Annotated in this window: 17 protein-coding genes and 1 pseudogene; 5 read left to right on the top strand and 13 right to left on the bottom strand. The window is 68.7% G+C overall.

Annotated elements, in window-relative coordinates:
• Nucleotides 1–8: 8 nt before the first annotated feature.
• The 9 genes and pseudogenes from nuoE to mqnC form a co-directional block, all read right to left on the bottom strand.
• Nucleotides 9–755, bottom strand: a pseudogene (gene nuoE / locus Adu01nite_RS24270) (NADH-quinone oxidoreductase subunit NuoE); the annotation flags it as partial.
• Nucleotides 756–2,081, bottom strand: a complete 1,326-nt coding sequence (locus tag Adu01nite_RS24265; protein ID WP_203729524.1) for an NADH-quinone oxidoreductase subunit D — start codon at nucleotides 2,079–2,081, stop codon at nucleotides 756–758.
• 52 nt (nucleotides 2,082–2,133) lie between these two features.
• Complete coding sequence (locus Adu01nite_RS24260) at nucleotides 2,134–2,850, bottom strand: NADH-quinone oxidoreductase subunit C (RefSeq protein WP_203729522.1); 717 nt, start codon at nucleotides 2,848–2,850, stop codon at nucleotides 2,134–2,136.
• Complete coding sequence (locus Adu01nite_RS24255; RefSeq protein WP_203729520.1) at nucleotides 2,847–3,518, bottom strand: NuoB/complex I 20 kDa subunit family protein; 672 nt, start codon at nucleotides 3,516–3,518, stop codon at nucleotides 2,847–2,849. The genes Adu01nite_RS24260 and Adu01nite_RS24255 overlap by 4 nt, the downstream gene beginning before the upstream one ends.
• Nucleotides 3,519–3,524: 6 nt before the next feature.
• Nucleotides 3,525–3,890 carry an NADH-quinone oxidoreductase subunit A gene (locus Adu01nite_RS24250; protein WP_203729716.1) on the bottom strand — a complete coding sequence of 122 codons (366 nt, stop codon included), beginning with the start codon at nucleotides 3,888–3,890 and terminating at the stop codon, nucleotides 3,525–3,527.
• 82 nt (nucleotides 3,891–3,972) lie between these two features.
• Nucleotides 3,973–5,241 (bottom strand): geranylgeranyl reductase family protein, encoded by a 1,269-nt coding sequence (locus tag Adu01nite_RS24245; protein ID WP_203729713.1) that lies wholly within the window; start codon nucleotides 5,239–5,241, stop codon nucleotides 3,973–3,975.
• Between the two features lie 143 nt (nucleotides 5,242–5,384).
• Nucleotides 5,385–5,663, bottom strand: coding sequence for a hypothetical protein (locus Adu01nite_RS24240; RefSeq protein ID WP_203729518.1), 279 nt, complete (start codon nucleotides 5,661–5,663; stop codon nucleotides 5,385–5,387).
• A 48-nt stretch (nucleotides 5,664–5,711) separates the two neighbouring features.
• A complete protein-coding gene (locus Adu01nite_RS24235; RefSeq protein ID WP_203729516.1) occupies nucleotides 5,712–6,407 on the bottom strand; it encodes a demethylmenaquinone methyltransferase in 696 nt (231 codons plus the stop codon).
• 305 nt (nucleotides 6,408–6,712) lie between these two features.
• Nucleotides 6,713–7,942, bottom strand: a complete 1,230-nt coding sequence (gene mqnC, locus Adu01nite_RS24230; RefSeq protein ID WP_203729514.1) for a cyclic dehypoxanthinyl futalosine synthase — start codon at nucleotides 7,940–7,942, stop codon at nucleotides 6,713–6,715.
• Between the two features lie 85 nt (nucleotides 7,943–8,027).
• Between mqnC and Adu01nite_RS24225 the strand changes: the two genes are divergently transcribed.
• The gene (locus Adu01nite_RS24225) at nucleotides 8,028–10,916 is read left to right on the top strand and encodes a DEAD/DEAH box helicase (protein WP_203729512.1); all 2,889 of its coding nucleotides are present in this window, start codon (nucleotides 8,028–8,030) and stop codon (nucleotides 10,914–10,916) included.
• Nucleotides 10,916–11,761, top strand: a complete 846-nt coding sequence (locus Adu01nite_RS24220; RefSeq protein ID WP_203729510.1) for an SWIM zinc finger family protein — start codon at nucleotides 10,916–10,918, stop codon at nucleotides 11,759–11,761. The genes Adu01nite_RS24225 and Adu01nite_RS24220 overlap by 1 nt, the downstream gene beginning before the upstream one ends.
• A gap of 7 nt (nucleotides 11,762–11,768) precedes the next feature.
• Here the strand turns inward: Adu01nite_RS24220 and Adu01nite_RS24215 are convergent, their stop codons facing one another.
• On the bottom strand, nucleotides 11,769–13,361 hold the full coding sequence (locus tag Adu01nite_RS24215) for a beta-1,3-glucanase family protein (protein ID WP_438871092.1): 1,593 nt from the start codon (nucleotides 13,359–13,361) through the stop codon (nucleotides 11,769–11,771).
• A 144-nt stretch (nucleotides 13,362–13,505) separates the two neighbouring features.
• On the opposite strand from Adu01nite_RS24215, the gene Adu01nite_RS24210 reads away from it, so the two are divergent.
• Nucleotides 13,506–14,462 carry an aldo/keto reductase gene (locus Adu01nite_RS24210; RefSeq protein WP_203729506.1) on the top strand — a complete coding sequence of 319 codons (957 nt, stop codon included), beginning with the start codon at nucleotides 13,506–13,508 and terminating at the stop codon, nucleotides 14,460–14,462.
• 87 nt (nucleotides 14,463–14,549) lie between these two features.
• Nucleotides 14,550–16,037 carry a phospholipid carrier-dependent glycosyltransferase gene (locus Adu01nite_RS24205; RefSeq protein ID WP_203729504.1) on the top strand — a complete coding sequence of 496 codons (1,488 nt, stop codon included), beginning with the start codon at nucleotides 14,550–14,552 and terminating at the stop codon, nucleotides 16,035–16,037.
• Here the strand turns inward: Adu01nite_RS24205 and Adu01nite_RS24200 are convergent.
• The gene (locus tag Adu01nite_RS24200; RefSeq protein WP_203729497.1) at nucleotides 16,024–17,469 is read right to left on the bottom strand and encodes an LAVTG motif-containing sortase-dependent surface protein; all 1,446 of its coding nucleotides are present in this window, start codon (nucleotides 17,467–17,469) and stop codon (nucleotides 16,024–16,026) included. The genes Adu01nite_RS24205 and Adu01nite_RS24200 overlap by 14 nt on opposite strands.
• Nucleotides 17,470–17,527: 58 nt before the next feature.
• Nucleotides 17,528–18,379, bottom strand: a complete 852-nt coding sequence (locus Adu01nite_RS24195) for a menaquinone biosynthetic enzyme MqnA/MqnD family protein (protein ID WP_203729495.1) — start codon at nucleotides 18,377–18,379, stop codon at nucleotides 17,528–17,530.
• Between the two features lie 121 nt (nucleotides 18,380–18,500).
• On the opposite strand from Adu01nite_RS24195, the gene Adu01nite_RS24190 reads away from it, so the two are divergent.
• On the top strand, nucleotides 18,501–20,228 hold the full coding sequence (locus Adu01nite_RS24190; RefSeq protein ID WP_203729493.1) for an ATP-binding protein: 1,728 nt from the start codon (nucleotides 18,501–18,503) through the stop codon (nucleotides 20,226–20,228).
• On the opposite strand, the gene Adu01nite_RS24185 is transcribed toward Adu01nite_RS24190, so the two are convergent.
• A complete protein-coding gene (locus Adu01nite_RS24185) occupies nucleotides 20,184–21,410 on the bottom strand; it encodes an MFS transporter (RefSeq protein ID WP_203729490.1) in 1,227 nt (408 codons plus the stop codon). The two genes, Adu01nite_RS24190 and Adu01nite_RS24185, sit on opposite strands and share 45 nt — an antisense overlap.
• Between the last annotated feature and the right edge of the window lie 24 nt (nucleotides 21,411–21,434).

Genomic DNA, 21,434 nt, shown 5'->3' with positions numbered 1-21,434 from the left:
ACCTCATTGCCGGCCGGCTTGCCTTCGCGAGCCGGCTTGGTCTTGGCGATCGGGGCATCGAGGTTGAAGTTCGGCACCGCGATCCCGTGCTGGTCGGCGAGGTTCACACCGCGCAACGTGGACACGCCGGCCGGGCCGTCGCCGACCGCACCCTCGCGCTCGTCGGCGAAGCCGGCCAGCTGGTGCTGCATGTCCTTGAGGGAGCAGACCCGGGCACCCCGCGACAGGGTCGGCCGCTCGCCCTTGCGCAGCTGCTCGACGAGTTCGACGGCCGACTCGGGGGTGGCCTCGTCGACGGCGAAGTCGTAGTTGACCGTCACCACCGGCGCGTAGTCGCAGGCCGCCAGGCACTCGGCGTGCTCCAGCGTGATCTGCCCGTCGGAGCTGGTCTGGCCGTTGCCGACGCCGAGGTGCTCGGTCAGCCGGTCGTAGACCTCCTGGCCGCCCATCAGGTTGCACAGCGTGTTGGTGCAGACGCTGACCAGGTATTCGCCGGTGGGCTTCCGCTTGTACATGGTGTAGAACGTGGCGACTGCGCCGACCTGGGCCTTGTTGATGCCCAGCACCTCGGCGCAGAACGCGACACCGTTCGGGCTGACGAAGCCCTCCTCGGTCTGCACCAGGTGCAGCAGCGGGAGAAGAGCCGACCGGCTGCGGCCCTCGGGGTAGCGCGCGATGATCTCGAGCGCCGGGCCGAGGAGCTTGGCTGCCAGCGGGGCCGCGGCCGGGGAGAACTCGATAGCGGTATCGGACATTTAGCGGTCACACCCACCCATCACGGGGTCCAGGGACGCGCCGCCGGCGATGACGTCGGCCAGCAGCGCACCTTCGGCCATCGCGGGGATGGCCTGGAGGTTCACGAAGCTCGGGTCGCGCATGTGGACCCGGTAGGGATGGGTGCCACCGTCCGAGACCACGTGCACACCGAGCTCGCCGCGCGGGTGCTCGATGCCGATGTAGACCTGGCCGGGCGGAACCCGGAAGCCCTCGGTCACCAGCTTGAAGTGGTGGATCAGGGACTCCATCGACTGACCCATGATCTTGGCGACGTGCTCGAGCGAGTTGCCCAGGCCGTCGATGCCGACCGCGAGCTGTGCCGGCCAGGCGATCTTCTTGTCCGCGACGAAGATCGGGCCGGGCTTGAGCCGGTCGAGCGCCTGCTCAACGATCTTGAGCGACTCCCGCATCTCGGCCATCCGCACCTGGTAGCGGCCCCACACGTCGCCGGTGGTCGCGGTCGGCACGTCGAACTCGTACTCCTCGTAGCCCGAGTACGGCATGGTCTTGCGCATGTCCCAGGCCAGGCCGGCCGAGCGCAGCACCGGACCGGTGATGCCGAGGGCCAGGCAGCCGGTGACGTCGAGGACGGCCACGCCCTGGGTCCGCTGCTGCCAGATGATCTGGCCGGAGAGCAGGTCCTCGTACTCCTTGAGCTTCTTCGGCAGGTAGACGAGGAAGTCGCGGATCTTCTTGATCGCCGAGTCCGGGATGTCCTGCGCGACGCCGCCGGGGCGGAAGTACGCGTGGTTCATCCGCAGGCCGGTCGTCTCCTCGAAGATGTCCAGGATGTACTCGCGCTCGCGGAAGCCGTACAGCATCATCGAGATCGCGCCGATCTCCATGCCCGCGGTGGCCAGCCAGACCAGGTGCGACGAGATCCGGTTGAGCTCCATGAAGAGCACCCGGATCGTCTTGGCCCGCTCGGTGATCTGGTCCTCGATGCCCAGCAGCTTCTCCACGCCGAGGACGTAACCGGCCTCGTTGAACAGCGGCGCCAGGTAGTCGGCCCGGGTCACGAACGTGGTGCCCTGGGTCCAGTTGCGGTATTCGAGGTTCTTCTCGATGCCGGTGTGCAGGTAGCCGATGACGCATCGCGCTTCGGTGACCGTCTCCCCCTCGAGTTCGAGGACGAGACGGAGCACGCCGTGCGTCGACGGGTGCTGCGGGCCCATGTTGACGACGATCTTCTCGTTCGACAGCGGATCGATGCTGCCGGTGATCGTGTCCCAGTCGCCGCCGGTGACCGTGAAGACGCGGCCCTCGGTGGTCTCGCGCTCGGTGGCGTAGCCGGACTGTGTCATCGCTTTCCTCCGATCAGGACTGCGGGGCTCGCAAGCTCACTCCTCGCACTGATCACTGGTAGACCCTCCGCTGGTCAGGAGGCGGAATCTCGGCACCCTTGTACTCGACGGGCACGCCGCCGAGCGGGTAGTCCTTGAGCTGGGGGTGGCCCTCCCAGTCATCCGGCATGAGGATCCGGGTGAGGTTGGGGTGACCGGTGAAGATGACGCCGAACATGTCGTACGCCTCCCGCTCCTGCCAGTCGGCGGTCGGGTAGACGCTGGTCACCGTCGGCACGCTGCCACCGGCCGGCACGGCCACCTCGAGGCGCACGCGGCGGCGGTAGGTCATCGAGGTCAGTTGATAGACGACGTGCAGCCGGCGGGCGTCGCTGTTCAGGTAGTCCACGCCGGACACCGAGGAGCACAGCTCGAAGCGGAGCGACTCGTCGTCCCGCATGATCTGGGCGACCTCGGCGATCTTCTCCGGCACGATGTGCAGGGTCAGCTCGCCCCGGTCGACCACGACCTTCTCGATCGCGTCGGCGAAGCCGGGGTAGGCCTCTTCGAGGGCGTCGGTGACCTCGTCGAAGTAGGAGCCGTAGGGCTTGGGGCTGCCGACCACGTCGGGCGTGCGGCGGGCAAGGCCACCGAAGCCGGAGACGTCACCGGTGCCCTTGACGCCGAACATGCCCTTCTGCGGCGAAGCCGGCGTCTGGGCGGGGGCGTCGATGTCAGCACCGACGGGCTCCGCATTGACCGGCACGCCACCAGTAGATTCCAGGCTCACTTGCCACCCTCCCGCAGGTGCGGCGCCAGCTTCATCCAGTTCTCGATGCGCAGCTGCTCCTCGCGGCCTTCCTTGACGGCCTGCGTCCACTCCGCGCGCCGGACCTTGTCGGCCCGGTAGGAGGAGGGCATCGCGCCGGGGGCGACGATCGGCATCTTGCCTTCGGCCTTGCGCGCCTCGAGCATCTTGCGGCCGTTGGGGCCGAGCGGCGTGGCCATGACCTTCTCGCGCATCTTCAGGATGGCGTCGATCAGCATCTCCGGCCGCGGCGGGCAGCCGGGCAGGTAGATGTCGACCGGCACGATGTGGTCCACGCCCTGCACGATCGCGTAGTTGTTGAACATCCCGCCGGACGACGCGCAAACGCCCATGGAAATGACCGAGCGCGGTTCGGGCATCTGGTCGTAGATCTGCCGCACGACCGGCGCCATCTTCTGGCTCACCCGGCCCGCGACGATCATCAGGTCGGCCTGCCGGGGCGACGCCCGGAAGACCTCCATGCCCCAGCGGCCGAGGTCGTAGTGCGGACCGCCGGAGGCCATCATCTCGATGGCGCAGCAGGCGAGGCCGAAGGTCGCACCCCAGAACGAGGACTTGCGGGCCCAGTTGGACAGCTTCTCGACGGACGTCAGCAGGATGCCTGCGGGTAGCTTCTCTTCGATTCCCATGTCAGCTCAGTCCCAGTTGAGGCCGCCGCGCCGCCACACATACGTGTAGGCGATGAAGACGGAGACGATGAACAGGACCATTTCCACGAAGCCGAACACGCCCAGTGACCCGAAGGACACGGCCCACGGGTAGAGGAAGATGGTCTCGATGTCGAAGATGATGAAGAGCATCGCGGTCAGGTAGAACCGGATCGGGAAGCGGCCACCGCCGATCGGCTGCGGAGCCGGCTCGATGCCGCACTCGTACGCGTCGAGCTTCGCGCGGTTGTAGCGCTTCGGCCCGACGATCGGCGCGATACCCACCGAGAACAGCGCGAAGAGCGCGCCCAGAATCAAGAGCCCCAAGATCGGGACGTACGGGTTGAGATGCATCATCTCTCCAGCTCGACTGTTAGCGGCTTCACACTATTAATCCGATTCAGCCTTGCGTCGACCGGGGGTACCCCTGTAGGCGTCATACGGCCGGAGCCACCTTGGTCAGGCCATTGATGATCCGGTCCATGGCGTCGCCGCCGCGGGGATCGGTCAGGTTGGCCAGCAGCTTCAGCACGAACCGCATCAGCGTGGGGTGCGGCATGCCGTGTTTGGTGGCCAGACGCATGATCTGCGGGTTGCCGATCAACTTCACGAATACCCCACCGAGGCGGTAATAGCCGCCGAACCGCAGGCTGAGTTCGGCCGGGTAGGCCCGGAGAGCGCGTTCACGGTCGGCACCGGCGGGCCGCGCGAGCGCCTGCACGGCGACCTCCGCGGCCAACTCGCCGGACTCCATCGCGTACGCGATGCCCTCGCCGTTCATCGGGTTGACCATGCCGCCCGAATCGCCGACCAGCATCATGCCGCGGGTGTAATGCGGCACCCGGTTGAAGCCCATCGGCAGCGCGGCACCCAGGATCGGGCCGTCCGCGTTGGTCTCGTCGCGCATGCCCCAGTCGTCCGGGGTGCCGGCCAGCCAGTCGGTCAGCAGCGAGCGGTAGTTGGTCTTGCCGAAGGCATCCGACGAGTTCAGGATGCCGAGGCCGACGTTCACCCGGCCGTCGCCGAGGCCGAAGATCCAGCCGTAGCCGGGCAGCAGCACGCTCGGGTCGCTGGCGCTGCGCAGCTCGAGCCACGACTCGAGATAGTCGTCGTCGGCGCGCACCGGTGAGTGGTAATAGCGCCGGACCGCCACGCCGATGGGGCGGTCGTCCCGCTTGGCCAGGCCCATGGCCAGCGGAAGCTTGCCGGAGACACCGTCGGCGGCGATCACCAGCGGCGCGCGGAATTCGACCGGCTCCTTGCCGGCGCCGACCTTGGCCAGAACGCCGATGGCCCGACCCTCGTCGTCGAGGATCGGTCCGGAGACGTTCACACCGGTCCGCAACAACGCGCCGGCCTCGACCGCGCGGTTGGCGAGCATGTCGTCGAAGTCGAGCCGGGTGCGCACCAGGCCGTAGTTGGGGAAGCTGGCCAGGTCGGGCCAGTCGAGCTCGAGCCGGACCCCGCCGCCGATCACGCGCAGGCCCTTGTTGTGCAGCCAGCCCGCCTTCTCGGAGGTGTCGACACCCATCCGGACGAGCTGTCGCACGGCCCGCGGGGTCAGGCCGTCGCCACAGACCTTCTCGCGGGGAAATTCGGTTTTCTCGAGCAGCAGCACGCGAAGACCGTGCCGCGCCATATGGTAGGCCGCCGCGGAGCCCCCCGGCCCCGCCCCGACCACGATTACATCTGCTTCATCGCCGATCGGTGCTGACGGTCCAGCGGGCCCGGTTACTTCGTGGCTCTGCACGGCACACCTCCGTCTCGTGCGGGCTCGTGAAACAGTTCACAAGCACGCCCAGATCGGAGTCTAGGACGGCCATCGAAACACCTTCGGGTTAGGCAACCCTAACTGTTTCGCACCGGTGAAATGCCCGATCCGCTCTCGGTCAAGGGCCGCTCCGCCTCATTTCGCGGCTCTTGATCCAGGTATTCCCGAAACGTACCGCCCATTGCCCGATCAAGAGCGACGATCAGCTCATCTACTAGGTCTTGGGCCAACTCGGGATCCTGTGCGGCCACCATCCGGATCCGGGCCGCCAACTCCATGCCGCGGCGCTCGCCCGCTTCACCCTCGTCGATGGCGATGTCGATGTCGGTGTCCTCGAGATGCCCAAAGGTCGTCATAGCCGCAGCCAAACAGCTTTTACCGACCTTGTAAGGCGAATGACCGTTTTATACCCGAGTAGCACGATGGAGCGCGACAATACCCCCGGAAAGGTTGCGCCAGCCGACTCGCTTCCACGGCCCGGAAAGGCCGATTCGGTCGGCCAGAGCGGCTTGGTCCGGCCAGGCGCGGATCGATTCCGCGAGATAGACGTACGCGTCGGGATTGCTCGACACACCCCGCGCCACGGTCGGCAGCGATCGCATCAGGTACTGCAGGTAAACGGTACGGAATGCGGGGTTCAGCGGGTGGCTGAACTCGCAGACCACCAGCCGGCCGCCCGGTCGCGTCACCCGGCCCAGCTCCCGCAGCGCGCCTTCGGTGTCGACCACGTTGCGCAGGGCGAAGGAGATGGTCACCGCGTCGAAGGTGGCATCCGCGAACGGCAGCTTCAAAGCGTCCCCGGCCAGCAGCGGAACCTCGCGACCGGCGTGCCGGCCCGCCCGCAGCATGCCGATCGACAGGTCGGCGCCGACCGCGAACGCGCCCGACCGGGCGAGTTCCTCGGTGGAGACGCCGGTGCCGGCCCCCACGTCCAGGACCCGCTCGCCGGGGCGCAGCCCGAGCGCGGCCCGGGTCGCCCGCCGCCAGCCCCGGTCCTGACCGAAGGAGAGCACGGTGTTGGTGAGGTCGTACCGCTTGGCCACGCCGTCGAACATCTCGGCGACCTCGTGCGGTTGTTTGTCCAGATCTGCGCGCGTCACGCACGTAACTCTGCCACCCGGGACAAACAGAACGGGCGGGATGGTCACCCATCCCGCCCGTGCCTTATGCGTTATATAAACGACCGCAATCGGTCGGGTCCGCGACCGTCAGGCTCCACCGGGTCTTAAGCGATGCCGCCTGCCGTTCCAAGGAAGTTCTCAGACTTACGCGAGGAACGTAACCAGCGGGAACAGAGTGGGGTAGAGGTTTACCGGCCTCGTTACGAAGCAGCAATGACCCCCACGCCGCTTAACCGACCCCGCCCTGACCGAACGGCGGATATCGACCCCCCGAATAGGGGCCGTTACTTCGCGTCGACCAACGGGAGCGTCTTGCGACCGGGCATCGCGATCGACGAGAAGTGAGACACGACACGATCGTCGGTCGGGTCGTCGGCCTCGGTGCGGTGGACCTGCAGGTGGTTGTAGAGGGTGTCGCGCCACGCCGGGATCCGGTCGGCGGTGCGGATCATCCAGATCAGCTCGTGCAGGTTGGACCGGTGCCGGGCGCCGGCCGAGGAGATCACGTTCTCCTCGAGCATGATCGAGCCCAGGTCGTCGACGCCCAGGTGCAGCGCGAGCTGGCCGACGTCCTTACCGGTGGTCAGCCAGGACGCCTGCAGGTGCGCGATGTTGTCGAAGAACAGCCGGGACACCGCGATGAACCGCAGATATTCCATCGTGGTGGCCTGGGTGCGGCCCTTGAGGTGGTTGTTCTCCGGCTGATACGTCCACGGGATGAAGGCCCGGAAGCCCCCGACCTGATGCGAGGTCTCGACGGCACTGTCCTGGTAGCCGTTCGCGACCGCGAGGTCCTGGCAGTCGCGGATCATCCGGATGTGCTCGATCCGCTCGGCGTGCGTCTCGCCGGTGCCCATCATCATGGTCGCGGTCGAGGACAGCCCGTTGCGGTGCGCGATCGTCATGACCTCGATCCAGCGCTCACCGCTCTCCTTCAGCGGGGCGATCGCCTTACGCGGCCGCTGCGGCAGCATCTCGGCGCCGGCCCCGGCGATCGAGTCGAGCCCGGCCGCCTTGATCCGCAGGATCGCCTCCTCGATCGACACCCCGTCGACCTTGGCCATGTGCAGGATCTCGCTCGGCCCGATCGAGTGGATCATCAGCTGTGGGTACGCCTCTTTGACCCCGGCGAACAGCGACTCGTAATAGGCCACGCCGAACTCGGGGTGGTGACCGCCCTGCAGCATCACCTGGGTGGCGCCGAGGTCGATCGCCTCGCCGCAGCGCCGCAGGATCTCCTCCATCGGGTGCGCCCAGCCGTCCTTGTGCTTGGGGGCCCGGAAGAAGGCGCAGAACTTGCACGCCGTGACGCACACGTTCGTGTAGTTGATGTTGCGGTCGATCAGGTAGGTGACGACGCCGTCCGGGAAGCGGCGGCGCCGGATCGTGTCGGCGGCCTCGCCCAGCGCGTGGAACGGAGCGTCGGTGTAGAGCAGCAGCGCCTCCTCGGGCGTGATCCGCCCACCGTCGGCCGCACGCTGCAGGATGCTGTCGATCTCCCGGTTAGCCGTCACGCTTCGAAGATTACGTCCCCCGGCACGGTGACGGCAGCGGCGAGGGTCACCTCAGTACTCTCGATCCCGTCGTCAGGGGGTAGGTGTGCTCGTCGTACAGGCCGGCTGGGTGCCGGGCGCGGGATTGGCGCTGTGGGCCGAGGGGCTCGAGGATCTCACCGGGGTGCTCGACGGCGAGCCCGCGACGCTGACGATGAAACTGCCCGGGACGACCCGCGGCCCGGTGCCGCCGGCCGAGCTGGCCACGACCCGCGCGGTCAAGCTGCGCACCTACGACGTGCCGGCTCTCCTGGTCGCCGACGGCGACGCGCTGGCCACGCTCGCCTCGGCCGATGACGCCGGCGGCGACGAGTGGCTGGCCGGGCCGTCGCTGCGCTACCTGGGCGTGCTCGCCGGGTTCGCGTTCGACCTGGCCCGGCGTGGGCGGATGCTGCCGCAGCTGGTGAACGAGGGCGGGACGCCGGCCGCGCGCTGGCGCCCGGTGATCACCGGCGCCGACGCCGCCACCTACCGCGACTTCGCGGCCGGTATGCCGCCGGTGGTCCGGGCGACCGGTGCCGGGCTGGCCCGCACCCTGCGGGACGCGCTGAACGTGCTGGTCGACGCGGCGGCCCGGACCCTGATGCCGGAGCGGCTGCTGCTCGGGCACCGGCCGGGCCCGAAGGCTCCGCTGCCGGACCGGTGGATCTCGGCGCTCACTGCCGACGACCCGGCGCTGCCGGGAGCCAAGGCCGAGGACGTCCGCGACCTGGGCGCGGCCCTCGGCGACTGGATGCGGGCCGCGAACGAGGCAAACGGGCCGGTCCGGGTCAGCTTCCGGCTGAGCGAGCCGCCGCCCGGCGAGGACGACTGGGGTCTGGAGTTCGCGCTGCAGTCGGCCGAGGACCCCAACCTCTATCTCCGCGCCGACGAGGTGTGGGCCGGCGCGCGTTTCCCGGGGATGCCGCCGCGGCCGGACGAGACCCTGCTGGCCGGGCTGGGCCGGGCGGTCCGGCTCTTCCCGCTGCTGCACGCCGGGCTCGCCGAGGCCGAACCGACCACGATGACGCTGGACACCGGCGAGGCGCACGACTTCCTCCGGCAGGCCGCGCCGCTGCTGCAGGCGGCCGGGTTCGGCGTGCTGCTGCCGAAGTGGGCGGGTCGCAAGGGGGTCGGCCTGAAGCTGACCACCCGCTCGAAGGGCAAGAGCTCCGGGAAGGCGCTGGCCAGCTCCGGGTTCGGGCTGGAGGAGATCGTCGGCTTCCGGCTCGACCTGGTCATCGGGGACGGCGTGGTCAGCGCCGAGGAGCTGGCCGAGCTGGCCCGGCTCAAGGTGCCGCTGGTCCGGGTCCGCGGCCAGTGGGTCGAGCTGGACGATCGGCAGCTCAAGGCCGCGCTCAAGGCGGTCGGCCGGCGCCGGGAGGGCGAGCTGACCGCCGGCGAGGTGCTGCAGCAGGTGGTCGACGGCGGCGAGGAGGACCTGCCGCTGGTCGAGGTGGACGCGGACGGGATGCTCGGCGACCTGATCTCCGGGCAGGCGGCCGAGCGGCTGGCCCCGATCAGCACGCCACCGGGTTTCCAGGGGACGCTGCGCCCCTACCAGGAGCGCGGCCTGTCCTGGCTGCACTTCCTGGCCCGGATCGGCCTCGGCGGCATCCTCGCCGACGACATGGGCCTCGGCAAGACGGCCCAGACCATCTCGCTCCTTGTCCAGGAAAGGGCCGACGCGACACCGGAACCGACGCTTCTCATCTGTCCGATGTCTCTGGTCAGCAACTGGGAGAAGGAGGTCGCGCGATTCGCCCCGCAGATCCGGACCTACGTCCATCATGGAGCGTCGCGTAATAAAGAAGGTATCGAGACCGCCGATCTGGTGATCACCACCTACGGCACCGCGGTGCGGGATCTGGCGATCCTCAAGGCCGGCAAGTGGGAACGCATCGTCTGCGACGAGGCGCAAGCCATCAAGAACAGCGGCACCCGTCAGGCCCAGGCGGTGCGCGCCATCCCCGCCCGTACCCGAATCGCCCTGACCGGCACGCCGGTCGAAAATCACCTGGCCGAGCTCTGGTCCATCATGGATTTCTGCAACCCCGGCCTGCTGGGCCCGGCGAAGCGGTTCCGCAAGCGCTTTCAGGAGCCGATCGAGGTACGCCAGGACGAGCTCGCCGCCGAGGCGTTGAAGCGGGCGACCGGCCCGTTCGTGCTGCGCCGCCTCAAGACCGACAAGTCGATCATCTCGGACCTGCCGGAGAAGAACGAGATGAAGGTGTGGTGCACGCTCACGCCCGAGCAGGCCACGCTCTACCAGGCGGTGGTCGAGGACATGATGGCCACGATCGAGAACTCCGAGGGCATCGAGCGCCGCGGCAACGTGCTGGCCGCGATGACCAAGCTCAAGCAGGTCTGCAACCACCCGGCCCACCTGCTCAAGGACGGTTCCAAGCTGCCGGCCCGCTCCGGCAAGCTGGCCCGGCTGGAGGAGCTGGCCGCCGAGATCGTCGAGGACGGCGACAAGGCGCTGGTCTTCACCCAGTACGCCGAGTGGGGCACGCTCCTGCAGCCGTACCTGGCCGCCCACCTCGACCGTCCGGTGCTCTGGCTCCACGGTGGACTCGCCAAGGCCAGGCGGGACGCACTGGTCGAGGAGTTCCAGACGAGTGACGAGCCGATGCTCTTCCTGCTGTCGCTCAAGGCGGCCGGCACCGGCCTCAACCTGACGGCCGCCAACCATGTCGTCCACTTCGACCGGTGGTGGAATCCGGCGGTCGAGGACCAGGCCACCGACCGCGCGTACCGGATCGGACAGTCACGCGACGTGCAGGTCCGGAAGTTCATCTGCACCGGCACGCTGGAGGAGAAGATCGACGCGATGATCGAGCGGAAGAAGGCGCTCGCCTCGTCGGTGGTCGGCACCGGCGAGGGCTGGATCACCGACCTCGGCACCGATCAGCTGCGCGAACTCTTCGAGCTCGACCTGGCGGGGGTGCGCTGATGCCGTTCGACCGGGACGGGAAGTTCTACGAGGCCGGCAAGACGATCGAGGTCGACGGCGGGCTCGCGGTGCGGGCCAAGCGCGGCAAGATCGGCGAACGCTGGTGGTCGCGCCGCTTCGTCGACGTGCTGGAACGCGTCTGCGACGGCGGGCGGCTGGCCCGCGGGCGGGCCTACGCCCGCAAAGGCCAGGTCATGGACTTCCAGCTGGCGGCCGGGAAGGTGACGGCCCGGGTGCAGGGTTCACGCCCGCAGCCGTACGCCGTGGAGATCGCCATCGCTGCTTTCGACGAGACACAGTGGACCGACGTTACGTCATCACTGGGGAGCCGCGCGCTGTATCGGGCCGCACTTCTGGCCGGTGAGATGCCCCGCGAGATCATCGACGTATTCGAAGAACACAATCTCCCGCTTTTTCCCGATAATTTGGACATTCGCTGCAACTGTCCAGATTGGGGAGTCCCCTGTAAACACGGCTCGGCCGTCCTTTATGTACTCGCGGAAGCCTTCGACGACGACCCGTTCCTGGTGCTCGCCTGGCGTGGGCGCGACCGGGAAGCCCTGCTCAGCGCGTTGCGGGGCACGCCCGAGCCGGTCGACGCGGTGGATCCGCTCGCGGTCGAGGAAACTCCGCTGGAGGAGCGGCTCGCCGACTACTACTCCCCCGGCCTTTCGCTCGGCAAGCTGCGGGAACGGCCGGCCCGCGTGACCACCCCGCCCGAGCTGCTGCTGCGCGCGCTCGACGCGCCGCCGATCCGGGTGCGGCACATCCCGCTGGTCGACCTGCTCAAATCGGCGTACCGGGAATTGGCGGAGCCGCCGTCCACGATGGACGGCGGCTCCTAGCGCGCGGTCAGCCCTGGCGCCACTTCTGGTTCGAGGTGCCGGCGCAGTCCCACAACTGGAGCTTCGCGCCGTCGTTCGCGTTCAGGTCGACGATGTCGACACACTTGTTGGCCTGCGGATTGACCAGATCACCCGCGCTGCTCAGGACGAACTGCTGAGCCCCGGTGCCGTTGCAGGTCCAGAGCTGGATCGCGGCGCCGTTCGCGGTGGAGCCGGACGCCACGTCCCCGCACTTGCCGCTCGGGCTGAGCAGCGTGCCGTTGCTGAAGGTCCACTTCTGGGCGTTGGTGCCGTTGCACGTCCACATCTGCAGCCGTACGCCGTCGGTGAAGTTGGAGTTCGGCACGTCGATGCACTTGTTGTTCAGCGAGCTGATCAGCGCGGTCCCGGTCGACGGCGGAGGAGTGGTGCCGCCACCGGTGAACGGCGAGAGCACGATCCCGGCCGAGCGCGGGTCGCCGTCGTTGACCAGCGACTCGAAGTTGCCGACGTCATCGAAGGCGAACGCGTACGCCTTGCCGTCGCTCATGTTGGCGTGGATGGTCTTGGCGTACACGTTGGTCGGGCTGTTCTGGTAGAACTGCGCCGCGTTGGTGCTCGGCTGGGTGTCGACGGTGCCGAGCGTGCCGCGGTTGAGGGCGGCGCAGAGCGTGCGCGAGATCGGCCCGACGACCAGGTCGTTCGGCGCCGGCAGATCGCCGTCGCAGCCCCACACGCTGGCCGAGGACGGCTTGTTGAAGGACGCCACGGTGGCGCCCGACGAGTTGGTGAAGTTCATGACGTTGCCCGACGTGCGCCCGAAGTACTTGGTGTTCGGCTGGTCCCCGAAGGGCACGACGGTCAAAGTCTTGCTGGCGTACGCGTTCCAGGCGCTCGAGATGTACGAGTCGAGGTAGTTCGCGCTCAGCAGGCCCGAGCCGGCCGCCTTGCCCGGCGACAGCGCCCGCAGCACCGTCCCGTCGGACCGGGTGTAGACGGTGTTCGCCCAGCCGGAGGTGCCCTTGATCGTGTTGATCACGTTGGTGCGGCCGTTGGCGACCAGGTCGCCGGTGCGCTTGGTGACGCCGGCGCTGTTGGTCACGGTCACCGCGTGCGGCAGCGCGAACATGTCCACCTGCGAGCTGTTCAGCCACAGGCCGGAGTCGTTGTAGGTGAACTCGCTCCAGTCGAACAGGATGTTGTAGTTCGGGTCACCGGAGGCCCACGGCGCCGGCTGCACGAGTCCGTCCGGGGTGAGGAAGAACTTCAGCTTCTCGCCGAGCGAGAACCAGACCCGGCCGGAGAAGCCGCGGGGGAAGTTGATGGTGGTGCTGCCGCCGTTGCCGGCACCCGCGATCGCGATGTCGGGCGCGGCCGAGGGCGGATTCGTGCCGCCGCTCCACGCGGTGAAGGTGCCGGCCTGGTTGACATAGCCGAGGCGGCCGGAGGAGAGCTGCACGCCGGTGACATACAGGTAGACCGCGTCGCCGCGGCCGGTGCTGTTGGCGACGGTGACCGGGAGGAGGTTGGGACCGACGGCCTGCGCCGACGGTGGGGAGACGGCGACCGCGACGGGGATGGTCATGGCCAGCGCGGCGAGAGCACGCAGGACGGTACGCACGGGGAACACCTCTTTCCGTACTTCGAGCGGAAGGGGAGAGCGCTCTCACACAGTGAGTTTTGTTAACAACGTGTGTCAATAGAGCTGCACCTATGTCCGGTGTCCGTGGGCAAACCACGCGACAAACGGGCATAGGCTCGGATCATGAGTGAGATGAGCTACCGGAGGCTGGGTACCTCGGGCCTGGTCGTGTCCGTCGTCGGGATCGGCTGCAACAACTTCGGCCGCAAGCTCGACGCGGACGGCACCAGGGAAGTGGTGGACGCGGCCATCGAGGCCGGCATCACGTTGTTCGACACCGCCGACATCTACGGCACCCCGCACGGCGCCTCCGAGGAGTGTCTCGGCGCCGCGCTCAAGGGCCGCCGGGACGACGTCATCGTCGCGACCAAGTTCGGCATGGACATGGAAGGCCTCAACGGCAACGACTTCGACGCCCGCGGCTCCCGGCGCTACCTCGTGCGCGCGGTCGAAGCCTCGCTGCGCCGCCTCGGCACCGACTACATCGACCTCTACCAGCTGCACCAGCCGGACGAGGCCACCCCGATCGAGGAGACCCTGGCCGCCCTCGACGACCTGGTCCGCTCGGGCAAGGTGCGCTACCTCGGCAACTCCAACTTCGCCGGCTGGCAGATCGCCGACGCCGACTGGACCGCCCGGGCCGCCGGGCACACCCCGTTCATCAGCGCGCAGAACCGCTACAGCCTGCTCCAGCGCTACGTCGAGGACGAGGCCGTGCCGGCCTGCGAGCAATACGGGCTCGGCCTGCTCCCGTTCTTCCCGCTCGACTCCGGCCTGCTGTCCGGTAAATACTCCCGCGGCGAGCGCGCCCCGGTCGGCACCCGGCTCTCCCAGGACCGCTACCAGCGGGTGCTTGCCGACGCCGACTGGGACACCATCGAGAAGCTGGTCGCGTTCGGCGAGGAGCGCGGGCACAGCCTGCTCGAGGTCGCGATCGCCGGCCTCGCCGCCCGCCCGGCGGTGACCAGCGTGATCGCCGGCGCCACCAACGCCGAGCAGGTGCACGCCAACGCGGCGGCCGGAAGCTGGCAGCTCAGCGCCGAGGACGTGGCCGCCCTGGACGCCGTCCTGAACGGCTGACACCCGGACGGGCTCGCCCAATCGGGCGGTTAGGTCGATCGGCGGCGGCTGATAGTTTCGCCAGCTCATCGACCGCCGCCCGGGGGGATGGCCAGCTTGCGATCCCGACATCTCCCGTTCTCGGTGGTACTGGCCGCGGCCGTGACGCTGCGGGTCTGGTTCGCGGCCACCTACCCCTACGCGTTCTTCTTCCCGGACAGCCGCTCCTACATCGAGTCGTCCCTCCTGGGCGAACCGGGTGTCATCCGCCCGTTCGGATACTCCTGGCTGCTGAAACCCTTCCTCCGGATGCCGTACGAACGGATCGCGCTCGCCCAGCACATGCTCGGCGTCCTGATCCTCGCCGCCGCCTACGCGTTCCTTCTGCGCCGCGGCTGCCGGCCCTGGCTCGCGGCGCTGGCCGTCCTGCCGGTCGCGGTGGACGCGCGGGTGCTGACGGTCGAGCACTACGTGCTGGCCGAGACCGCGTATTTGGCGGCCACCGCCGGCGGGCTGTTCCTGCTGGCCGGGCGCGATCGGCTCGGGTGGTTCGCGGCGGCGGGCGGGGGTGCGCTGCTCGGGTTCGCGGCGGTCACCCGCACCGTCGGGCTGCCGATCCTCGCGCTGGCCGCCGCCTACCTGCTGGTTCGCCGGGTCTCGCTGCTGCGGCTGGGTGCCTTCGCGCTGCCGGTCCTGGCGATCCTCGGCGGCTATCTGCTCTGGTACCACCAGCATCGGGGGGTCTACGCGTTCGGGCAGTACCAGGGCCGGTTCCTCTATGCCCGGGTCATGCCGATCGCCGACTGCGACCGGCTGCGGCTCACCGTTTCGCAGCGCGCTCTCTGCATGCCGGAGGCGCCGCGCAGCTGGGATCAGCGGCCGGACAACTACATCTGGAGCGCGGCGAGTCCGGCCCGGCGCCTCTACCCGTCCGAGACCGGCGATCCCGTCCTCGGCGACTTCGCCGACACGGTGATCAAGCAGCGGCCGCTGTCCTATGTGGGCATGGTGGCCGAGCAGTCGTGGTGGCATCTGACCTGGCGGCCGCCGCTCAACGACGACGCCGACTGCCTGGCCCGGGTCTGGCTGCCGCCGGTCACGGTCGGCTCCGACTGCGTGGCCCGCTACTACACGCCGGCTGACCGGCTCGGGGCGATGCCGGCTCCGCATTTCCTGGTCGACAATCCGGATGCTCGGCGGCTCCACGCGTACGGCCGGGTCGTCACCACGCCCGGGCCGCTCTATGCGGTCGGGATTCTCGTGACACTCTTCGCGGCCGGGTGGCGGGTCCGGCGGCGGTCGTGGCGCTCGGCCGCCGACGCGCTGCTGTTCACCGGGGCCGGGGTCGGGCTGCTCGTGGTCAGCGTCGCCACCAGCCTCTTCGACTATCGCTACGCGGTGCCGGCGGTCCTGCTCATCCCGATCGGGCTGGCCCTCGCGGTCACCCGGATCGTTTCGGCTGCGTCGACAGCGAGGCGCCTTGACGCATTTATCGGGGGCGGCCGCGCAGCCCGTGGATCAACGCGTGCTCCCGGGAACGGCCAGGACGGGGGCGGAAGGACCGCCCCCGTACCCTCCGAAGTCAGGCCTTGGTGATGATTCGCCGGCGGCGGGCCGCCGAGAAGAAGATTCCGCCGATGAGCAGCAGAAGCGCGCCGCCGGCCGCAACCCACCCGGCCGGTGCGCCGGTGACCGGGAGGCCGCCGCCCGCGCCGCCGCCGGTGAGCTCGAGGCCGAGGACGGCCTTGTCGTTGGCGGAGTTGGTGTCCTGGACGCCGCCGTCCACGATGACCGAGCCCGCGGTGTGCTCGGGCGAGTCGAGGATGGTGGCGGTGAAGGAGAACAGCTCGGACTTGCCCACGCCGACCCGGTTGAGCAGCAGGCAGGTATAGCGGGACGGGTCCCCGGAGAGGTCGGGGAAGCACGTGTCGTCGCCGTCGGTGACCTCGATGCCGGTCGGGAGGTCGACCGTGACGGTGAGGATTCCGTCGAGGCTCGGCGGGACCGTCGCGGTCGGGCCGAGGTTACGCACGCCGACCTGGACCGTGGTCTCGTCGCCGACCGCGCCCTTGAAGGTGCCGCCGATCGCCTGCAGGTCGGCCGCGGACTTACCCAGCGTGATGCCGAACGCGGCGACGTTGTCGTCCTCGTTGAGGTCGTCCGGAGCGTCGGTGTAGTCGTCCTCGATGCTCTGCAGCTTCAGCGTCGGGCCGGACTTCGCGGCCAGCGAGTCGGCCACCACCTTGTTGATGCCGACCGCGACGACCGCCGCCGTGTAGGTGTACGGGCCACCGGCGTCGGCCGCGACCTTGATCTGCAGCGGCGTCGCGGACGGCACGGTGAACTCCGCGCCGGCCGGGAAATTCTGCTCGAAGACGCATACCACCGCGTTGAGCCCGTCCTCGGACTGGTCCTCGCAGTTGCGGTACTCGGTGAGCGCCACGAGCCCGTCCTCGCCGAACAGGACGACGCCGATCGCGTCGACCGTCTCCGAGCCGGCGTTGCGTACGGTGATCGGCACGTCCGCGGTCTGGCCACGGTTCAGCTTCATGTCGGCGATGTCGGCGACCTCGAGGTCCACGCCGCCCTTCGCGCGCACGATCGCCACCTGCGCCTCGTCGCCGGCCACGCCGTCCGCGCCGGTCACCTTGAGGCTGAGCGACGAGGTCAGGTCGGCGCTGGTCGCGACGTTCGGGGTGACCTTGAACGTGTATTTGCGGGACGCCCCCGGCTTGAGCTCGCCGACCGCGCAGCCGGTGGGCAGGTCGCACCCGGCCGGCAGGGTCACCGCGACACTCGCGTCGATCTTGGTGAAGGTGAGCGCCACGCCCTTGGCGGTGACGTCACTGGCATTGATGACGGTCGCCGTGACCGACTTGGTCTTGCCCTCGATGACCGTGACCTGCTCGGGCACGACCAGGGCGACGAACGCCGGCTCGTCGTCGGGCGCGGCCGCGGCCGGCGTGGCCAGCCCGGTCAGGGCCGCCAGCGTGACCGCGGCGGGTAAGGCGAGATGACGCAGACGCATGAGCAGGTCCCCCGTTCGCTGATGAGCCTGCGGAGCGTAGGGCCTGCCTCGAAAAGGATCAAACTTCGGCGAAGATCGGGCCATCCTCGGGCAACGCGGGAACTTCCCCACGAGCCGCCGCGCGCCGGGCGAACTCCCGCAACCCGGCGATCTGGCGATCGCCGAGCGAAAAGTCCAGCGCCCGGAAGTACGTGGCGAGGGTGGTCGCGTCGAACGGCTCCCAGCGGGCGGCCGCCGCGGCCACCTCGTCGAGCTCGTCCAGGCACAGGTCGCGGGAGCGCTGGAACGCCTCGTGCACGTCCTTGACGGCGCCCGGGTGGGCGGCCGCGTAGTCCTTCCGGACCGCCCAGACCGCGAAGACCATCGGCAGGCCGGTCCAGTCCCGCCAGGCCTGCCCGAGGTCGACGACGGTGAGGCCCTTCTGCGGCGCTTCATACATCGCCCGCAGGGCCGGGTCGCCGATCAGCACGCCGGCGTCCGCCTCCATCAGCATCTGGGTGAGCTCGGGCGGGCAGCGGAAGTATTCGGGCTCGGCGCCGTAGCGCTCGGCCAGCAGCATCTGCGCCAGCAGCACGCCGGTGCGGGAGGTCGAGCCGAGCGCCACCGGCCGGCCGTCGAGCTCGTCGAGCGGCCGGGTCGAGATGAGGTTGACCGAGAGGACCGGGCCGTCGCTGCCGACCGCCAGGTTGGGCAGGAGCAGCAGGTCGTCGGCGTGCCGGAGGTACTCGACGAGCGTGATCGGGCCGATGTCGAGATCCCCGGCGACAAGCTGCTGGCTCAGCTTGTCGGGGGTGTCCTTGCGCAGGTCGACGTCGAGCAGAGCGCCGGAGCGCATCAGGCCCCAGTAGATCGGGAGGCAGTTGAGAAACTGAATGTGCCCTACCCGGGGTCGACCGGCGCTGTCGCTCATGACCTCGACGCTATCCCCCGAGACTGCCTCATTGCCCGTGGGCGGGGACGCATGGTGAGCCACATCGCTCCGCAAGGGCTTGCTAAGGTCCTTTGCAAAGGTCCGTTGCAGGAGGTCGCGGATGGACAGGCAACAACTGACTCAACTGATGGGTCTGCTTCGCCGCTCCGGCAGCGATCTCTGCGATGTCGAGGTAAAGGCCGCCGCAGGCGGACTTCCGAAGTCCCTCCGTGACACACTCAGCGCATTCAGCAATGACCGCGGCGGCACCGTGATCTTGGGGCTTGAGGAGAAGGACGGATTTCGTCCGGCCCCTGGATTCGACGCCGCCAGGATTGCCAGTGCACTCGCGTCGGCCTGCAATGACGAACTCCAACCACCGGTTCGCACGGAGATCGAGATCGTCGAGTTCGAGGACGCGCTGGTGGTCGTCGCCGAGATCAGCGAGCTGGACCCCCGCTTCAAGCCCTGTTTCGTGTCGGCACGAGGCGAGTACAACGGCTCGTTCACTCGTGGCGGCGATGGGGACAGGCGCCTGACCGACTTCGAGATCCATCTCCTGCACACGAATCGCGGCCAGCCGGAGGACGACCGTCAACCCATTGCCGGCGCCACCCTCGCGGATCTTGACTCCACTGAGGTGCAGGTGCTGGCTGCTCGGGTTCGTCAACGTCAGCCACGTGCATTCGCCAACCTCGACCAACCTCATATTCTCCGCAGACTCAACGTCGTGGCCGAGGATACCGATGGCGTCGTTCGCCCCACGCTTGGCGGCCTTTTGGCTCTCGGCATCTATCCGCAGCAGTTCTTTCCCCAGCTCAACGCCACACTTGTGGCATACCCAGGCACCTCGGCCCAAGACGTTCCGGCCAACGGACCCCGATTCCTCGATAATCGATCGTTCGACGGTCCGATCCCCGTAATCGTTGACGAGGTCGTGGCGGCAGTACTGCGCAACACCTCAGTTCGATCCTTCGTCGATGGAAGTGGCCGAACCGACGTCTACGACTACCCTGCCGAGGTTGTTCGCGAAGTTGTGGCCAACGCTCTGCTGCACCGCGACTACTCGACCTACTCGCGCGGCACACCCGTCCAAATCACGCTCTACGCGGACCGCCTGGTAGTAGCCAATCCAGGTGGTCTGTTCGGCGCGGTTACCGAGGATGACCTGGGCGGCGAAGGCGTTACCTCGAGCCGCAATCCGGTACTGGCGAAGCTGCTTCAAGACATCCGCCTGCCGGAAACCGGCCGCATGGTCTGCGAGAACAGAGCCAGCGGCATCCCCACCATGCTGCGCGAACTCCGCCGAGCGGGCTCACCTCCGCCTGAGTTCCACAATCGGATAACTCGATTCAAGGTCGTACTTCCGCGGCATGCCCTGCTCGACGACGCAACAACGGCCTGGATCGCTGGTCTCGGGCAGCTCGGCCTGACCACTTCGCAACATCTCGCGCTCGCCGAGATGCGCACCGGACGGACCGTCACCAACGGCACCATGCGCAATCTCGGTCTTGAGGCACATCGAGCCACTTCCGAACTGTCCGACCTCGTGAATCGCGGAATTGCCGTGCGTGTGGGGGAGCGACGTCACGCGCGGTATGTACTCGCACCGGAGGTCAGCGACCCGGCACCGATCCGGATTGACGGCACCGCCACGGAATTGGTTTGGGACGCTCTGGCAAACGGGATCGAACTCAGCCGCCGCGATCTCGAACAGCGCACTGGGCTCAGCCACATGAAGGTCCTGCGGGCGCTGAAGGTGCTCGAAGAAACAGGACGAGTGACCCCGACCGCGCTTGGAAGCTCACCCCTGCGCCGTTACCGGCGTAACGATCCTGGGCTGTGGTGACGCGAGCGACGGCTTGTCGGCCGTGCGTCGCGCGACTGGAATTGCCGCAAGGCAGACCACAAGGCCGATGCCGGCCGCCGAGGCGAGCAGCCAGCGCGGGTCGAAGCGCTCGACCAGTGGGCCGGCCGCCACCAGGCCGATCAGGCCGGCCAATTGGACGGCGCCGTTCAGCGCGGCGAAGGCGCGGCCGTGCGCGGCGGCCCGGACCCGGCCGACGATGATCACCATGACGAAGACGTTGACGCCGGCGTTGAAGATGCCACCCACCAGCAACAGCGGCACCAGCATGAGGGCGCTGGTGGCCAGGGCGCCGACGGCCGCCGGGAGGCAGGTGCCGGCCACGATGAGGAACAGGACGGGCACGGTGATCCAGGCGCGGGGCACCCGGCCGAAGAGCACGCTGCCGATCAGCATGCCGGCCGCCCAGCAGGCGCTCACCAGGCCGTAGGTCGTGGTGGAGGCGTGCAGCGTGTCGCGGATGAAGAAGATCTCGACGACGTTGATCGCGCTCACGCCGGCCATCACCACGGCCATCGTCCCGATCATGATGGCCAGCAGCCGGTCGTCCCGGACCCGGAAGGGCGCCGCCTCGGTCTGCACCGTCAGCGCCGGTCGGCGCCTGGTCTTCACGGCCAGGCCGGCCACCACCAGGGCGAGGTAGCTGACCGCGTCGATCAGCAGCGGCGGCCGGGCCCCGAACTGGCCGAGCAGCACGCCGGCCAGCGGCGGGGCGATCAGCGTGCCGATCACGCCGGCGGTCTGGTTGAAGCCGCTCGCCTTCGGCAGGTCTTCCGGGCGGACCATCTGCGGGATCAGGGCCGCCAGCGTCGGCTGGGTCACCGCCAGGCCCGCGGCCAGCAGCGCGACCAGGCCGATGATCGCCACCGGCTGGTGCACGAAGGCGAGCGCGACGCAGATCAGGGATTGGATGAGGCCGGCCGCGACCAGGATCGTCCGGCTGTCGAAGCGGTCGGCGATCCGGCCGCCGATCGGGGCGAGCAGGGCCAGCGGCAGGCTCGCCGCCACCAGCAGGCCGGAGACGGCCAGCCCGCCGTGCCCGCGTTGCTGCAGGACCAGGGCGAGCGTGGTGGCCGCGAGGAAGTCGCCGCACACCGAGACGGCCCGGGTCCCCGAGACCAGATAGACATCCGCCCAGCGCGATTCATCAGATGTGAAGGACATACTTCGAAAATATTCCTTCACATC

Origin of the sequence: Paractinoplanes durhamensis, from assembly GCF_016862175.1 — a bacterium.
In the GTDB taxonomy this organism is placed as follows: domain Bacteria; phylum Actinomycetota; class Actinomycetes; order Mycobacteriales; family Micromonosporaceae; genus Actinoplanes; species Actinoplanes durhamensis.
The sequence above is the reverse complement of the archived record's forward strand: the minus strand, read 5'-3'. Positions and strand labels throughout refer to the sequence as shown.

What these genes read in the sequence shown, in the direction of transcription:
- Adu01nite_RS24265 (WP_203729524.1), bottom strand. Translation starts at nt 2,081, where the DNA reads ATGACACAGTCCGGCTACGCCACCGAGCGCGAGACCACCGAGGGCCGC.
- Adu01nite_RS24255 (WP_203729520.1), bottom strand. Translation starts at nt 3,518, where the DNA reads ATGGGAATCGAAGAGAAGCTACCCGCAGGCATCCTGCTGACGTCCGTC.
- Adu01nite_RS24250 (WP_203729716.1), bottom strand. Translation starts at nt 3,890, where the DNA reads ATGCATCTCAACCCGTACGTCCCGATCTTGGGGCTCTTGATTCTGGGC.
- Adu01nite_RS24240 (WP_203729518.1), bottom strand. Translation starts at nt 5,663, where the DNA reads ATGACGACCTTTGGGCATCTCGAGGACACCGACATCGACATCGCCATC.
- Adu01nite_RS24220 (WP_203729510.1), top strand. Translation starts at nt 10,916, where the DNA reads ATGCCGTTCGACCGGGACGGGAAGTTCTACGAGGCCGGCAAGACGATC.
- Adu01nite_RS24210 (WP_203729506.1), top strand. Translation starts at nt 13,506, where the DNA reads ATGAGTGAGATGAGCTACCGGAGGCTGGGTACCTCGGGCCTGGTCGTG.
- Adu01nite_RS24205 (WP_203729504.1), top strand. Translation starts at nt 14,550, where the DNA reads ATGGCCAGCTTGCGATCCCGACATCTCCCGTTCTCGGTGGTACTGGCC.
- Adu01nite_RS24200 (WP_203729497.1), bottom strand. Translation starts at nt 17,469, where the DNA reads ATGCGTCTGCGTCATCTCGCCTTACCCGCCGCGGTCACGCTGGCGGCC.
- Adu01nite_RS24195 (WP_203729495.1), bottom strand. Translation starts at nt 18,379, where the DNA reads ATGAGCGACAGCGCCGGTCGACCCCGGGTAGGGCACATTCAGTTTCTC.
- Adu01nite_RS24190 (WP_203729493.1), top strand. Translation starts at nt 18,501, where the DNA reads ATGGACAGGCAACAACTGACTCAACTGATGGGTCTGCTTCGCCGCTCC.
- Adu01nite_RS24185 (WP_203729490.1), bottom strand. Translation starts at nt 21,410, where the DNA reads ATGTCCTTCACATCTGATGAATCGCGCTGGGCGGATGTCTATCTGGTC.